At 38.0% G+C, this 16,140-nt stretch carries 13 protein-coding genes; 8 read left to right on the top strand and 5 right to left on the bottom strand.

Going from position 1 to position 16,140, the window contains the following annotated elements; translation table 11 throughout:
- Positions 1-60: 60 nt before the first annotated feature.
- From BMW30_RS03275 to BMW30_RS03265, 3 genes are read right to left on the bottom strand one after another with little or no spacing between them, the layout of a single operon-like run.
- Positions 61-1,203: an acetoin utilization protein AcuC gene (locus BMW30_RS03275; RefSeq protein ID WP_091473851.1), complete on the bottom strand. Its 1,143-nt coding sequence runs from the start codon at positions 1,201-1,203 to the stop codon at positions 61-63.
- 3 nt (positions 1,204-1,206) lie between these two features.
- The gene (locus tag BMW30_RS03270) at positions 1,207-1,836 is read right to left on the bottom strand and encodes a CBS and ACT domain-containing protein (protein ID WP_091473849.1); all 630 of its coding nucleotides are present in this window, start codon (positions 1,834-1,836) and stop codon (positions 1,207-1,209) included.
- Between the two features lie 11 nt (positions 1,837-1,847).
- Entirely contained in the window at positions 1,848-2,480 is a 633-nt protein-coding gene (locus BMW30_RS03265; protein ID WP_091473848.1) for a GNAT family N-acetyltransferase, read from the bottom strand.
- A gap of 99 nt (positions 2,481-2,579) precedes the next feature.
- On the opposite strand from BMW30_RS03265, the gene acsA reads away from it, so the two are divergent.
- Together acsA and BMW30_RS03255 are read left to right on the top strand one after the other, a co-directional pair.
- Positions 2,580-4,298, top strand: coding sequence for an acetate--CoA ligase (acsA, locus tag BMW30_RS03260; RefSeq protein WP_377910971.1), 1,719 nt, complete (start codon positions 2,580-2,582; stop codon positions 4,296-4,298).
- 94 nt (positions 4,299-4,392) lie between these two features.
- A complete protein-coding gene (locus tag BMW30_RS03255) occupies positions 4,393-6,060 on the top strand; it encodes a formate--tetrahydrofolate ligase (protein WP_091473844.1) in 1,668 nt (555 codons plus the stop codon).
- Positions 6,061-6,202: 142 nt separating this feature from the next.
- Here BMW30_RS03255 and BMW30_RS03250 read toward each other — a convergent pair whose 3' ends face one another.
- Positions 6,203-8,797: a transglycosylase domain-containing protein gene (locus tag BMW30_RS03250; RefSeq protein ID WP_091473842.1), complete on the bottom strand. Its 2,595-nt coding sequence runs from the start codon at positions 8,795-8,797 to the stop codon at positions 6,203-6,205.
- A 560-nt stretch (positions 8,798-9,357) separates the two neighbouring features.
- Here BMW30_RS03250 and tyrS point away from each other — a divergent pair.
- The 3 genes from tyrS to BMW30_RS10515 are packed head-to-tail and all read left to right on the top strand — an operon-like array spanning position 9,358 to position 12,113.
- Positions 9,358-10,623 carry a tyrosine--tRNA ligase gene (tyrS, locus tag BMW30_RS03245; RefSeq protein ID WP_091473841.1) on the top strand — a complete coding sequence of 422 codons (1,266 nt, stop codon included), beginning with the start codon at positions 9,358-9,360 and terminating at the stop codon, positions 10,621-10,623.
- A gap of 42 nt (positions 10,624-10,665) precedes the next feature.
- The gene (locus tag BMW30_RS03240) at positions 10,666-11,268 is read left to right on the top strand and encodes a LemA family protein (protein ID WP_091473839.1); all 603 of its coding nucleotides are present in this window, start codon (positions 10,666-10,668) and stop codon (positions 11,266-11,268) included.
- A complete protein-coding gene (locus tag BMW30_RS10515; RefSeq protein WP_091473837.1) occupies positions 11,268-12,113 on the top strand; it encodes a TPM domain-containing protein in 846 nt (281 codons plus the stop codon). Before BMW30_RS03240 ends, BMW30_RS10515 begins: the two co-directional genes overlap by 1 nt.
- A gap of 70 nt (positions 12,114-12,183) precedes the next feature.
- Here BMW30_RS10515 and BMW30_RS03230 read toward each other — a convergent pair whose 3' ends face one another.
- Positions 12,184-13,515 carry a YjiH family protein gene (locus BMW30_RS03230; RefSeq protein ID WP_091473836.1) on the bottom strand — a complete coding sequence of 444 codons (1,332 nt, stop codon included), beginning with the start codon at positions 13,513-13,515 and terminating at the stop codon, positions 12,184-12,186.
- 82 nt (positions 13,516-13,597) lie between these two features.
- Between BMW30_RS03230 and BMW30_RS03225 the strand changes: the two genes are divergently transcribed.
- The 3 genes from BMW30_RS03225 to BMW30_RS03215 are packed head-to-tail and all read left to right on the top strand — an operon-like array spanning position 13,598 to position 16,139.
- On the top strand, positions 13,598-14,539 hold the full coding sequence (locus BMW30_RS03225; RefSeq protein WP_091473834.1) for a dipeptidase: 942 nt from the start codon (positions 13,598-13,600) through the stop codon (positions 14,537-14,539).
- 58 nt (positions 14,540-14,597) lie between these two features.
- Positions 14,598-14,906 (top strand): hypothetical protein, encoded by a 309-nt coding sequence (locus tag BMW30_RS03220; RefSeq protein WP_091473832.1) that lies wholly within the window; start codon positions 14,598-14,600, stop codon positions 14,904-14,906.
- 54 nt (positions 14,907-14,960) lie between these two features.
- A complete protein-coding gene (locus BMW30_RS03215; protein WP_091473831.1) occupies positions 14,961-16,139 on the top strand; it encodes a DUF418 domain-containing protein in 1,179 nt (392 codons plus the stop codon).
- The last annotated feature ends 1 nt before the right edge of the window (position 16,140 follow it).

Genomic DNA, 16,140 nt, shown 5'->3' with positions numbered 1-16,140 from the left:
AAACAAAAAATGATGTTTTCTGAAAATCAGAAAACATCATTTTTTATGAATATATACTTGTTATAAATGATTCATTAAACGCTCAAGTGTTGCAATATTTTTCTCCGTAATCTCAGTACGTCGCGGAATCTCAATATAGTCATGAAGCGCGTCTTCCCAAAGCATTGGAAATGTACTTGGGCACTTTGATTTATATGTTTCAATAAATTCTTTAGGTAATTGTCCACGTGGCGCAGTTTCCCCAGTCATCGCTAACCACACTTGTGCCCACATTCTCGGGACAACTTCCCATAAGTTATAACCGCCACCACCAACTGCAATCCATTTTCCATCTGTATAACGTTTAGCGAGTGAGTCCACAAACCTCGGAATGTATTCAAAACTTTCACTCGTTAAATTAAGATGTGTCATCGGATCTCTAAAATGACTATCTACGCCGTTTTGACTGAAGATGACATCGGGCTTAAAGCGTTCAATTGCACGCTCTAAACTAGTTGAAAACACATGTTTGAAGGAGTCATCCTCTGTATAAGCATCGAGTGGTAAATTGATAGAATAACCGTAGCCGATATCATCTCCGAGTTCAGTAATATGACCCGTCCCTGGGAATAAGTAACGGCCTGTTTCGTGCACGGAATATGTCATCACATCATCCTTACTATAAAAGATATACTGTGTACCGTCTCCATGATGTGCATCCGTATCTATATACAACACTTTTTTACCAAATTTTTTTCTAATGAACTCAATGGCCACTGCTGTGTCATTATAAATACAAAATCCACTTGAGCGACCAGAAAATCCATGATGAAGACCACCAGCAAGGCTCAATGCTTTTCTACTGTTTCCTTCCATCACTGCTTCAACTGCTGTTAAGGTCGCACCGACTAGCAATTTTGACCGTTCATGCATATTGTCAAAAATCGGCGTATCATTTGTACCGAGTCCAAATTTTGATGCCTCTTTCTCATCCAATTCACCGTGACCTGCTTTACGCACAGCATCGATGAATGATTTGCTGTGTACAAGTTCGAGTTCTGCTTCCGTTGCAATGCGTGGTTTAACGATGTCTTGTTTCTGTAAAAATTGTGCGCTCATCAATAAGTCCGTTGTCATCTTAACGCGCATTTGATTAAAAGGGTGTGTGTCATTGAATCTGTATTTCAAAATTTCATCATCGTATATATAAGTTGCTTCTTTCATAAGTTACTGTGGCTCCAACACTTTAAAGCCTTTATCTTTTAACTTATTAATTGCGATTAATGGATTCATTGCTTGTATGCGTAATACGATGATTTTATTTTTAGATATATCCTTATTATTATATACTGACACGCTGATAATCTTTATGTTTAATTCTTTAAACACTTTGCCGAGTTCATATATTACACCGGTTTGGTCTTCTGTATCCACTTCGATAATCGATCCGGGTTCTGTAATACCCGTCAATTCTATGAACGTATTCAACATATCTTTTTGCGTTACGATACCGACTATTTTCTTGTTTCTAACGACAGGTATTGCGCCAATAGTATACTGATAAAAATCAAGTGCAATTTCAGCGACAAAGTCTAGTGGGTGACACGTCGTAGGGTGTTTAATCATCACTTCAGATAGTGGTGTACTGAGGAATGTCTGGGTATCAAGTCCTGTGATTGATTCCGGTACAGTAATCTTAATATCACTTTCAGAAATAATACCCTCTATTTCATCGCGTACGTTGACGATTGGAATATGTCGGAATGAAAATTTCTTCATCATTTCTATTGCATCTTTTATCGTGTCGTCTTTCGTTAATGTTTTAACATCATGCGTCATTATGCGCTCTACTAACATTTGTTATCCTCCTAAAAGAAAAAGCGATCTTTGAATCGTATTTTATCGAATTGAATGCGCTTCGTATCATCAATATTTGCGCCAACTCTTGCCATTAAAGTATTTGCTGGATGTGATGTAATTTCTGGGTCATTGGTTTGGTATACTTCAAAACCAACCTGCTGCATAAAACGTATCATCATGTTTTTATACTCATATACATCGAGGTTTGATGATTTTAAGTCCCAGTGCCAATAATATTCTGTCGTAATCACGATGTACTCTTCCATTTGATTATCTTGGAATGACAGCTTTAGCATGCTTGACGCAAGACCAAACTGTCTAAACTTCGGTGTAACTTCAACAGCACCAAGTTCTAATATATAAGGTAAATTACCGTCGCTCCATCGTTCATATGGATCGGGATGAACGAACGTGATATAGCCAACAATTAAATCGTCCTCGCGCGCAATGATAATTCTACCTTCAGGTAATTCAGCAATTTCAATCAATGCTTCAAATTGCTCTTCAGGTAGACGAAACGAATCCAATCCGTCATCAAATTGATATCTTTTGAGTATTTCCGGATCTACCGGCCCCTCAACAATAAATTGATGTGATTGACTAGTGTGATCGCTCTTAAAGTATTGCTTGTGATGTATCACGGTGTCACCTCCGTTTTATGAATATAAATGGTTTTGAAATTAAATACATATTTATTATATAATAAAGAGAAGTAAGATTAAATAAAGGAGTTGGTGATGGTGCAAGTCGAAAAGTATAAAGTAACGGATCAGTATCCAAATATGAAAGATTACGATGCAGCCTATGAATCACATGATTGGGCAGAGATAGAAAAACAGTTCTCATGGTATGAAACTGGAAAATTTAATATGGCATATGAATGCATCGATTATAATGTTGAAAAAGGTCTGGGTAACAAGCAAGCACTGATCTTCAAAAATAACGATGTAATTGAAAGATACACATTTAAAGAAATGCAAGATAAAACAAACCAAGCGGCAAATGTACTAAAAGATAATGCAAACATCGAAAAAGGTGATCGGATTTTTATCTTTATGCCCCGTTCACCGGAACTCTATTTCGCATTGCTTGGTAGTTTAAAATTAGGCGCAATTGTAGGACCATTATTTGAGGCCTTTATGGAAAAAGCAGTGAAGGATCGCCTCGAAAACAGTGGTGCGCGCGTGCTTGTAACAACACCAGAATTGTTAACACGTGTACCTGTTGATGAGTTGCCATCTCTAGAGAAGATTGTTGTAATTGGAGATGATGTCTCTGCAGATGACAAAATCGTAGATTTTAGAAAAGGAATGAATGATGCGAGCACTGCGTTTGATATCGTCTGGCTAGATAAAGAAGATGGACTCATCTTACATTACACAAGTGGTTCAACAGGTGTACCAAAAGGTGTATTACACGCACAATATGCAATGATTCAACAGTACTACTCAGGTAAAGTGGTGCTTGATTTAAAAGAAGATGATGTTTATTGGTGTACAGCAGACCCAGGCTGGGTGACAGGTACATCATACGGAATATTTGCGCCATGGTTAAATGGTGTGACGAATGTTGTTGTCGGTGGACGCTTCTCACCAGAGTCTTGGTATGGCGCATTAGAAGACTTAAAAGTGACGGTTTGGTACAGTGCACCAACTGCGTTTAGAATGCTGATGGGTGCTGGTGATGAAGTCGTCAATCAGTATGATCTATCTCATGTGAGACATGTACTTTCAGTCGGTGAGCCACTGAATCCTGAAGTTGTAAAATGGGGGATGGATGTATACAACAGACGAATACATGACACATGGTGGATGACTGAGACAGGTGCACACTGTATCGTCAACTTCCCGGGTATGGAAATTCGTGGTGGGTCCATGGGTAAACCATTGCCAGGCGTTGAAGCGGCAATCGTTGATGATCAGGGAAATGAATTGCCAGAAAATCGCATGGGTAACCTTGCTTTAAAACGCGGATGGCCGGCAATGATGCGTAAAATTTGGAAGAATGATGCGAAGTACGATTCATACTTTATTAATGACTGGTACGTATCGGGAGATTCAGCATATAAAGATGAAGATGGCTATTATTGGTTCCAAGGACGCGTTGATGATGTCATCATGACAGCAGGTGAACGTGTTGGACCGTTTGAAATCGAGTCAAAACTCGTCGAGCATGAAGCAATTCAAGAAGCAGGTGTCATCGGTAAACCAGACCCGATTCGAGGCGAAATTGTCAAGGCGTTTATTACATTGAAAAAAGAATATAAACCATCAGATGAACTAAAAGAAGACATTCGTTTGTTCGTTAAAAATGGACTTGCAGCACATGCTGCACCACGTGAGATCGAATTTAAAGATAAATTACCGAAAACACGCAGCGGTAAGATTATGCGACGTGTGTTGAAAGCTTGGGAGTTAAACTTACCAGAAGGTGATTTAAGTGCACTCGATGACGACTAAGGTAAATGTCATAATCGTGTATAGAGCCTTTTTGTTTTAGATGAAATATGTAATAATAAGAGAGTAATCTACATGATAAGGAGAGTTTAATTGTATGGCACATTTAACAGATCAGGAAATTGCATCACAAGCTTCAATTCAACCGATTGAAGAGATTGCTAAGAAAGCCGGCATTCCAAATGAAGCACTTGAAATGTATGGTAAGTATAAAGCAAAGGTAGATATTCATAAAGTTGAAGGTGATGAAAAATCATCTAAAATTGTTCTCGTATCTGCAATGAACCCAACACCAGCAGGTGAAGGTAAATCAACATGTACGGTTGGTTTATCAGACGCGTTCAATAAACTTGGTAAAAATGTAATGGTTGCACTTCGTGAGCCTTCATTAGGCCCTGTAATGGGTATTAAAGGTGGCGCAACTGGTGGTGGACATGCGCAAGTACTACCTATGGAAGAGATTAACTTACACTTCAACGGTGATCTGCACGCAATTACAACTGCAAACAATGCGTTAGCTGCATTCATCGATAACCACATTCACCAAGGAAATCAGTTAAATATCGATCCAAGACGTGTGACATGGAAACGCGTATTAGATATGAATGACCGTGCACTGCGAAACGTAACAATTGGTCTCGGTGGCCCTGCACAAGGTGTGCCACGTGAAGATGGTTTTGATATTACTGTTGCAAGTGAAATCATGGCTGTGCTTTGTCTATCAAATGATATCGAAGACTTAAAAGAAAAACTTTCTCAAATTGTTATCGGATATACGTATGATCGTAAGCCAGTAACGGTTGCACAACTAGAAGTACAAGGTGCACTTGCATTATTGTTAAAAGAAGCAATTAAACCAAACTTAGTACAAACGATGGAAGGTACACCAGCATTAATTCATGGTGGACCATTTGCAAATATCGCACATGGATGTAACTCAGTTATCGCAACAAACACTGCACGTAAATTATCAGATATCGTTGTGACTGAGTGTGGATTTGGTTCTGACTTAGGTGGAGAGAAATTCATGGACATCAAAGCGCGTAAAGCTGGATTTGAACCAGATGCAATCGTGCTTGTTGCGACAATCCGTGCGTTAAAAATGAACGGTGGCGTAGCGAAAGAAGATCTAGGTGAAGCAAACGTTGATGCACTTAAAGTGGGTATTAAAAACTTAGAAAAACACATTGAAAACGCTAGAAAATTCGGAGTTGAGCCAGTTGTTGCACTGAACGACTTCGTAACTGATACAGATGAAGAGCGTCAATTCGTATTAGACTACTGTAACGATTTAGGCGTGCGTATTGCACTGACTAAAGTTTGGGAAAAAGGTGGAGAAGGCGGCGTAGAGCTTGCAGAGAAAGTACTAGAAGTACTTGATCAACCACAAAACTTTAAGTTCTTATACGAAGATGAGATGCCAATCGCTGATAAAATCAACACAATCGTAACAGAAGTTTACGGTGGTTCAGGTGTTGTATTAACAGACAAAGCGAAAAAACAAATTGCTGAGATCGAGAAAAACGGATGGGGACACTTCCCAGTATGTATGGCGAAAACTCAGTATTCTCTTAGTGACAATCCAAAATTACTTGGTCGTCCGGAAGGATTCGAAGTTACTGTACGTGAAGTAATTGCTAAAGCAGGTGCTGGGTTCGTTGTTGCATTAACAGGTGACATCATGACAATGCCTGGTTTACCAAAAGTACCATCAGCAGTTCACATGGACGTTGACAAAGATGGTAATTCAAAAGGATTATTCTAAACTTACAAAATAATATCTCCTCTATAGTTGATTTCTATCAGCTATAGAGGATTTTTTGGTTGCACATCTTTATAACAAAGAAAACGTGATAATAAAAAAAGCATATCTCCTAACTAAATAGGAGATATGCTTAAATTTAAATTTACCAAGATCCGTCTTCTGTGCCGTCATCGCCAGATTGTTCTGTCTCTTGTTGATTACCATTGTTAGCATTATCAGATTGAGATGATGAAGACGAGCCAATCGTATATGTTCGACTCCAATCCTGTCTGACTTGTCCTTGATAATGAGAAACATTTAATGCTGGAGAGATACCATAGAATCCTGCACCAAGACGCTCTTGAATGCGATAATCTGTAATATTTTCTTTTGGTTCTAACAACGTGTTATTTGCAACGAGGCCGGTGATTACTCTGTCATATCGTGTATCACAATCGGACTCAAGTTCCATCGTGAGCGCACAGAATCTTACTTGTGATACGGATGATGGCTGTGATCTGAACTGATTTGCACCCATTAGTTCTGGGTTAACTTCAGATAAACGACTCGCAAATTCTCTCCACGCGTAAATGTGGTGACGCTCTTCTTGGTACGTCTCATATACTTGAGGAATACGTTGGTCATAACCCATCCAAACACCGAGTGTTACTTCGGGATTATATGCAGTAAACCATGAGTCAACGAAAGTGTCTGTTGTACCTGTCTTACCTGCCCAATCATAAGTGCCTGACACCTGGTCGTAATAGTCACTGATGTAGTAGGCAGAACCTTCTCTAAATACATTTTCTAATATTTCTGAAGTTAAGTATGCAGTAGAATCTTCCCAAACTCTAATCGGTTCGACTTCATGTTGGTAGACAACTTCTCCATCAGGACCGGTAATTGTTTCGATCATATAGCTGTCGGCAAACATACCGTTATTTGCAAGACTTGAGAATGCATCAACACTTTCCTCTACAGACATGTCGAGTGAACCGAGTGCAAATGAATCAACGAGTGTCGTACGTTCTAAATCAGCATATTGATTCAGAGGAATATCAATTCCCACTTGCGTTAAATAGTCTTGTGGACGTTCTGATTTAACTTGGCTCCACAGTCGAAGCGTACTCAAGTTAAATGAGTTCGTCAGTGCGTGATATGCTGTGACTAATCCATACTCGTTTTCAGCATCGTAGTTTGTCGGTGCCCAACCTTCGTGCGTAATTTCGAACTTCTGGTCAAGCAATACTGTGTCAGGGACGATGAGTCCCTTATCGATTGCTGGTGCATAGGCAGCAAGAGGTTTCATAATAGAGCCTGCCTGACGCTTCGTCATCGTCGCATGGTTGATGGCTGAACGTTCAAAATCACGTCCGCCGACAAAACCGATAATTGCACCAGTTTTATTATTTTTTAAAATCACACCGATTTCATGTTGTAACATTTCTTCTGTCTGTCCAGGTTGTGCATCGAGAGCTTCAGCTGAACTTCTTTCACCATAGTAATATGGTGAATCATCTTTGATCTGTTGCATCGTATCATATATTTCCTTATCAATCGTTGTTGTGATTTGATACCCTTGATTACGCAGTGCACTGTTTGCACGAATTGTATATTCTTCGTTAATTAAAGGTGTATTGTCTACATCACTACGATCTAAGCCATCTTCTTCTGCGAGTACATATTTTAAAATCTGCACTGTACGACGTTCAATTTCATCTGTCAAATGTGGATATAATTCATTTGGTGTTTCAACGCGTGTCGTTAAATTACCGATGATATCGTAATTTTGAGCTTCCTCATATTCTTCATCAGTGATCATACCTTCAGTATGCATACGATTCAGTACATATGACAATCGCTGAAGCCCCGGTTCCAAGTAATCTTGGTCTTTCACTTCCCCGAGCTGTGTAAATGGTGTATAAGCGTAAGGGTTTTGAGGCATACCTGCGATAAATGCTGCTTGTGCAATATTGAGTTCATTTGCCGAAATTCCAAATATACCTTGTGCTGCTGCTTCAACACCAGCGATGTTTTGGCCATTTGCATTACGACCGAATGACACTTGATTTAAGTAAGCTTCTAGAATTTCATCTTTTTCTAGTAGTTTCTCAACACGGAAAGATAGTAAAATCTCTGTTGCTTTACGGTCAAATGTCGTATCAGTAGTAAGCAATTGGTTCTTAATCAACTGTTGTGTAATTGTTGAACCACCCGTCGTATTATCAGAAACAACTTGCTGTAATGAAGCACGGATAAATGCTTTTGGTACCATTCCATTATGTTCATAGAAATATTCATCTTCAGTCGCAATCAATGCATCGATGAGATATGGTGACATTTCATCGTATGTAATCTTCTCACGTACTAAATCAGTTCGAAGTGTTCCGATCTCTTCACCAGAGCCAAATGACACGGTCGTACTCTCTGTCATCTCTGTTAACGACTGCTTCATTTCTTCAGCGGTTTGAATTTCATGGTCGTTTACCAGTGCTGCGATATAACCGAGTCCGATCGCACCGCCAAATATACCGAATAACGATAGTGTTACAATTAAAAATAAAACGACATTCCATACAGTATCGTAAACGGTGTAAAAAGCGACCCTAAATGGGGAACCGACCTTATCAAAGCGGTCGCGCGCGTTATTATATTTTTCCTTTAATGAACTACCATGTATCTTATCTTTTTCCTTAACTTCTTGTTTTCTTGTAAAAAATGAAGTGAGGCGATTAAAAAAACCATTGTTATTACTCATTCAGTAACCTCCCAGTATAATAGGATTATAACACATTATGATATTTTCTAAGAATATTTTGTGGTGTAAAAACACTAAAAATTTAAATGAGATTCATGATTTTGTCAATTATCCATTTAAAAATAGAGGGATTTAATTTATATTACTTGTTAACCACTTATTCCTTTTTTACAATACTATTATTAAACTAACAGACTAAAAGGGTTTGAAGGTGAAGTAATATATATTATGAATCGCCTAACTAATATATAGGGCTAAGAACAAATATGATTTATTCAAAGCTCGAAGGGTTGATTTTATTGAAGTTGACTTTACGAACCGTATTTTATTATAATTTAAGTCAATAGAATATCCAACAAGATGTAAGAGAAGTAATGATATTTGTATGACTTTTAGAGAGCTAATGGGTGGTGGAAATTAGTACATGAGATATCGTGAATACACTTACGCTTATCTTTTTGCCCTATAAGTAAAACTGAATGGTGGTACCGTGTCAAGCACCCAATCTAATTGTTAGATTGGGTGTATTTTTAATATAATTATAATTTGGAGATGATTTCATGAGTCAGTTATTAGAAGATTTAAAGTACAGAGGCATTGTACATCAAATTACAGATGAAGAAAATTTAGCAAAGCTACTAGAAACTGAAAATGTAAAAATATATCAAGGGACAGACCCAACAGCGGATAGTTTACATATTGGTCATTTAGTACCGCTGCTTACGTTGAGACGCTTTCAAGAACATGGTCATACACCGATTATTTTAATTGGTGGGGGCACGGGTATGATTGGTGATCCATCATTTAAAAGCGATGAACGTAAACTATTGTCAGAAGAACAAATCGATAAAAACATCGAAGGTCTAAAATCACAGATGCATCATATTTTTGATTTTGAAACAGCATCTGATAATACACCGATATTTGTGAACAACAGAGAATGGTTGAATGAAATTGATTTAATTTCATTTTTAAGAGATTACGGAAAACATGTGAGCTTAAACTACATGCTTGCAAAAGATGCCATCCAATCACGACTCGAAACTGGAATTTCTTATACAGAATTCACATATACGATTCTTCAAGCGATCGATTACGGTCACTTAAACCAGAAGTATGATTGTAAATTACAAATCGGCGGTAGTGATCAGTGGGGGAATATTACAAGTGGCCTAGAGTTGATGCGACGCATGTTTGGTAAAACTGAAGCAGAAGGGTTAACGATTCCACTACTCACTAAAGCAGACGGAAAAAAATTCGGTAAAACTGAATCCGGCAATATTTGGTTAGATCCGAAGCGTACATCACCGTATGAATTTTATCAGTTTTGGTTGAATCAAAGTGATGATGAAGTGATCAAGTTGATTAAATACTTCACGTTCTTAAATCGTGAAGAGATTGAAGCGTTAGAAGAAAGTGTAAAAAATGAACCGCATTTACGCAAAGCGCAACGTACTTTAGCCGAAACGGTAACTGCTTTCATTCACGGTGAAGAAGCACTCAATGAGGCTCAAAATATTACAGAAGCACTGTTCAACGGAGATATTAAAGCACTAAATGTAGATCAAATTCAAGATGCATTTAAAGATGTACCGTCACATGATTACAATGGGGACGATTTCACATTAGTTAATGTGTTAGTAGAATCGGGTATTAGTTCTTCACGACGACAAGCGAGAGAAGATATTACAAATGGCGCGATTTATATCAATGGTGAAAGACAACAGGATGTCAACCATGAGTTAACGAATGCTGACATGTTAGATAATACATTCACAATTGTTAGACGTGGCAAAAAGAAATATTTTGTCGTAAAATTTAAATAACAAATTCTTTTGTTAGATGTCAGTTAAACCCTAGGAGGAAATATGAAAAAGTTTATTATCCCGATTGCAGTAGTCGTAGGTTTAGTTCTAGTAATTGGTATTGCAGCACTCATTCTAATAGTCCCTAAATACAACCAATTTGTAGATCTTGATGAAGATGTAAACTCACAATATGCACAAATTGAAACACAACTGGAACGTCGTAATGATTTAATACCAAACATAGTAAGTACAGTTGAAGGCTATGCGGATCATGAAAGTGAAATTTTTGAAGCAGTTGCAGAAGCACGTACAGATATCGGGAATGCATCAAACGTAGATGAACTATCAGAAGCCAATGATAATATGACTTCTGCGTTAAGCCGTTTGATCGCACTGCAAGAAAACTATCCGGATTTAAAAGCAGACACTCAGTTTACCGGATTGCGTGACGAACTTGCAGGTACTGAAAATAGAATTGCAGTTGCTAGACAGGACTATAACAGTTCAGTACAGGAATTTAACCGTAACACACGCGCGTTTCCAGGTAACTTAGTCGCAGGTATTTTTGGTTTTGATGAAAAAGAATATTTTGAAGCGAGTGACGAAAGTCGTGAGGTGCCTGAAGTTGATTTTAATACTGACCAAGATGACGGTATAGAATAATGATTAAAAAAATGTTCCTCTTACTGTTGATGAGTGTGATGATTATTCCGTCTATTCAGGCGGAAGATTTACCACCACTCGACACAACACATTATTTTGTTCAAGATAATGCAAATGTGTTGTCAGAGGAAAGTGTTCGTAATTTAAATGACCTCGGTACACATCTGGAATCAGGCACAGGTGTTGAGATGCTACTCCTGACTATGCCAACGACCGGACAAATTCACCGACAGGATTACGCATTAGAGGCATTGCGAGGCTATGGCGTCGGTAAAGAAGACGAAGATAACGGTATCGTCATACTTCTGAACTTGGATAACGGCAACGAATTTACGAATCGTGGAGTAGACGTTCAAGTTGGCTATGGCGTCGAAGGGTATTTAAACGATGCAAAAATCGGACGTATTATCGATCAAGAAGCATTGGATTATTTTCAAAGAGCAGCAGAATTTGAAAATAATTCTTCCCAAGCGAATCGATATTATGAACAAGGTCTCGTTGCTTTGTATGAAGCACTGTATAATGAATCATTAGAAGCATTTGGCTATGAAGATGGTGAATTTACACGGGATACACCGATTGAAGATTCGTCAGATGGCTCAGGTTTTAGCAGTGTCGGAGAAATATTTAGATTGTTCATAACACTCATATTTATTATCTTTGTCCTCTGGATGATTAGAGGCGGAGGCGGCGGCACAGGTGGACGTAGCCGTGGACGCAGAGGTACTTTCTGGGGATTCCCAACAGGTGGCTCTGGAGGTAGTTTTGGCGGTGGTTCAAGCGGTGGCTTTGGCGGATTCGGTGGTGGATCCGGCGGCGGCGGTGGTGCTGGTCGAGGATTCTAATTAAAAATTAAAAAGAAGGTGTTGGTTTTTAGTAAATAGATTCCAATACCTTCTTTTTGGTAACTACATTTTAAAATATAAGGTGTGCAACGAGAATAATAATCGGCAGTGAAATAATCGTTCTTAATAAGAAGATAATAAACAATTTACCAATGCCGACAGGGATTTTTGATGCTAATATAACACCGCCGACTTCTGATAAGTAAATCAGCTGTGTAATACTTAACGTACCGACAATGAATCGTGTCATTTCACTTTCTACATCTGCAATAAATACTGCAGGTAAGAACATGTCAATAAAACCTACAAATACTGTTTCAGCTGCACGGTATGCTTCTGGTACATTCATAAATTCTAAAATTGGAACGAGCGGTGCACCTAAATATTCAAATACAGGTGTCCCTTCAGCTATGACCGTACCAAGTGTACCGATTGCCATAACGACTGGTAGTACAGTGAATAACATTTCACACACTGTCTTAATGGATTCGCGTGCATAACCCTGAAAACCTTCTGCTTTCTTTGCTTTCTTTAACGCTGAAGTCAATGCCCAACTAAACATGCTATGACTTCTAGGCACTTCTTCATTTAACTCGACACCTTCAACATAATAGGTATCCTTAATCATTGAAAGCGGTGGTATCCTTGGCATGATCAACGCACAGACGATACCACAGAGAATGATCGTGCCATAAAATAGTCCAAAATAATTCATCAATCCAATGTATTCTAGAACAACGATAGAAAATGAAATAGAAACGACTGAGAAAGTCGTGGCGATTACGGATGCCTCACGCAGTGAATAGAACCCTTTTTCATATTGACCCGCTGTGAGTAAGACACCAACAGTGCCGTCTCCGACCCATGAAGCGAGGTTATCGACTGTAGAACGACCAGGTAGAGTAAAGAGTGGTCGCATCACTTTCGTAAAGAACGTTCCAATAAATTCAATAAAACCGTAGTTCAGTAACAAGGGTAGTAAAAGACCCGCAAATAAGAATACTGAGAATAATGTCGGTAATAAATCCCTTAACAATAAGTTTCCAGTATCTGCGGATACGATAAGTTCTGGCCCTACATAGTAGAATGCCATCAGTGCTAATATCCCCGCAAGCAGTCGAATGATGACCCACATAATACTAACGTTGAACAAGCTGTTCAACAGTTCATTTTTAACCTTGATGATGTTAAAGCTAAGGAGTACAGTAAAGACTGCGGTAATAACGATGATAAGAGTAACTAAAATGACTGTAATATCGTTACCGAGTACATCCAATATCCAATTCGCTGATATTGCAATTGGAATTGATGTACCATCTTCTGTAGAAATTGGCATTAAGAAAAAGAATAAGCCGAGTAAAGATGGTATAATAAATTTTAAATACGTACTTTCTTTATGCATTGATTAACCTCCAATAAATGATTTTAGTGTTATTATACGCATAAATGTTTAAAAAGGTACATAATTAAAAGGAGATTACACATTGAAAATTATTGATACACATTGTGACGCACTATTGAAACTCCAGTCAGATAAAAGAGAGACGTACATGTTTAAAAAGCGCAACTTAAATTTCTCGAACAGCAGTGAGATTGATACCAATGCAGAACGATTAAAAGCAGGTAACGTTAAAGTTCAATTTTTCGCAATATTTTTATCGCCGGCAATTCCTGACAACGAAAAATGGCAACACGCTTTGGAACAAGTCGACTGTTTTTATGATGAGATTTTAACACAGCCGAATATGGTACACATCAAGCATCTAAGTGAAATTAATGATTTAAAAGATGATGAAATCGGTGCGGTGTTAACGCTAGAAGGATCTGATGCATTCGGAAATGATTTGATGAAATTAAAAACTTTGTTTAGACTTGGTGTGTTGAGTCTTGGCTTAACATGGAATAATGCAAACCTCGTTGCTGATGGTGTTGGAGAAAAACGTTTAGCTGGACTCACTAACTTTGGATTTGATGTGATTGATTTATGTAATGAATACGGCGTGTTAGTCGATGTCAGTCATTTAAATGAAAATGGTTTTAATGATATTATCGATCGCGCGGACCGTGTATTCGCAAGTCACTCGAATTCACGTGCAGTAATGGATCATCTGCGTAATCTGACAGATTCTCAGATCACTCAGATCATTGAAAAGGGCGGCATGATTAACCTTGTTTTCAACCCACCATTTATAAAATCAGGAGATTGTGTGATTGAAGATTTATTCCCACATATTGATCGCATCATCGATTTAGGTGGTACGGATCATATCGGATTAGGATCAGATTTTGACGGTATCTTTGATTATGTAAAAGATCTCGGTCATGCAGGTGAGTATCCTAATTTTGTTGCTAAACTTGAAGAACGTTATGGGCATGTATTAGCAGAGAAAATCACACATTTGAATTTCCAAAATAATTTTTGCTAGTTAAAAACGGGAAAAAGAAACCCAGAACCACTTCACTTGGTTCGAGAGTAGGTAGAATATGAAATATATTTTGCAGTTAATTTTATATGCTGTACTCGCAGTAATTATTGTCGTTTTAATACAATACTATGAACTCTATCCGATAGAGTTGAATGCACTGAATGTGTTATATGTGTTTATTGCATTGCTTGTTTTAAGATTGCTTTTTTATATCTTTACAAAAGTCTTTAAGCTATTTGTTTTCTTGTTTGTGTTTTTACCCCTCGTTGGTTTATTAGTTTACGTTGGATATATGTACTTCACTGGCCAGGAAATCAATTGGCTAAACCTCGATTGGTTATATAGCGGAATTAGATTTTTTCTCTAATTCTGCATTTTTCTTTTAAGCGATATCAATCTGATTATATGATAGGAGTCTTCTATGCATTTACCAACCTCACAGCAATCAAGAATAAATGAAATCGATGCGATTAGAGCCATTGCACTGTTTGGTATATTAATGATGAACATCATGTCGTTTGCAGGATCTTACATAGATATTTCAGAAGACACATCAATTTACTCAGGTGTCTGGAATGAACGTGCGCTATGGTTTATCAATTCGTTTGTAACATCGAGCTTTTTTACAATGTTTTCATTTCTTTTTGGGTTGAGCTTTTATCTGTTTATCTCACGTGCTGAACAGAAGGTAGACAATCCGAATAAGTTATTTGTCCGACGACTTGCCGTCTTGTTAATCATCGGTGTACTCCATGGCGTATTTATTTGGTATGGGGACATTTTAACGCTATATGCAATCACGGGCTTTTGGTTAATACTTTTTGTCCGTGTAAAACCTATCGTTAACTTAATTGTTCCGATTGTTATTTTTAGTGCAGGCACATTATTAGTACTAGGGCTTGCTGTTTTAATGCGTGGCTTTGAAGTTGAAGAAGATAATGCCGGATTATTTAACTTTAACCTTACTGAGATCATGCATAATGGTAACTATATGGATTTAGTTGGTGCAAATGGTGTTTTATTCATGTGGGGTCTAGCAGGCATTGTCGTCATGATGCCAATCGTATTAGCAATGTTTTTACTTGGCTTGTATGTCGGGCAAAGAAATTTACACAATACCTTTAAGTTACATATAAAGAAGATACTCGTTTTTGGTATCATTGCGCTCGCGATTGGTATACCAATTAAGCTGTATACAGGTCATGCATTGACCTATTCAACGGATTTCGTGAGTGATACTATGAGCGGATTATCTTACACGATTGGTGGACCACTTGTTGCGCTTGGATATCTTTCAATATTTATAGTTGTCCTACATTATATACCCGCTCTAGTGCGCTTTTTACAACCAGCAGGACAGATGGCTTTGACGAACTATTTAATGCAAAGTATATTTATGGTTGCATTTTTTAAAGTAACGAATTTGTATGACCAAATGGATGCCGTTTACTTTGTTCCATTCAGTCTCGCATTCTTTATCGTGCAAGTGTTACTCAGCCATGTATGGATGAAGTACTTTAAATTTGGACCATTTGAGTGGATTTGGAGAATGTTAACGTACATGCAATTTGTACCATTACGACGTCAAAATGAACGGTAGG

The sequence above is a fragment of the Aliicoccus persicus genome (genome assembly GCF_900110815.1).
In the GTDB taxonomy this organism is placed as follows: domain Bacteria; phylum Bacillota; class Bacilli; order Staphylococcales; family Salinicoccaceae; genus Aliicoccus; species Aliicoccus persicus.
This window is presented reverse-complemented; position numbering and strand designations above follow the sequence as displayed.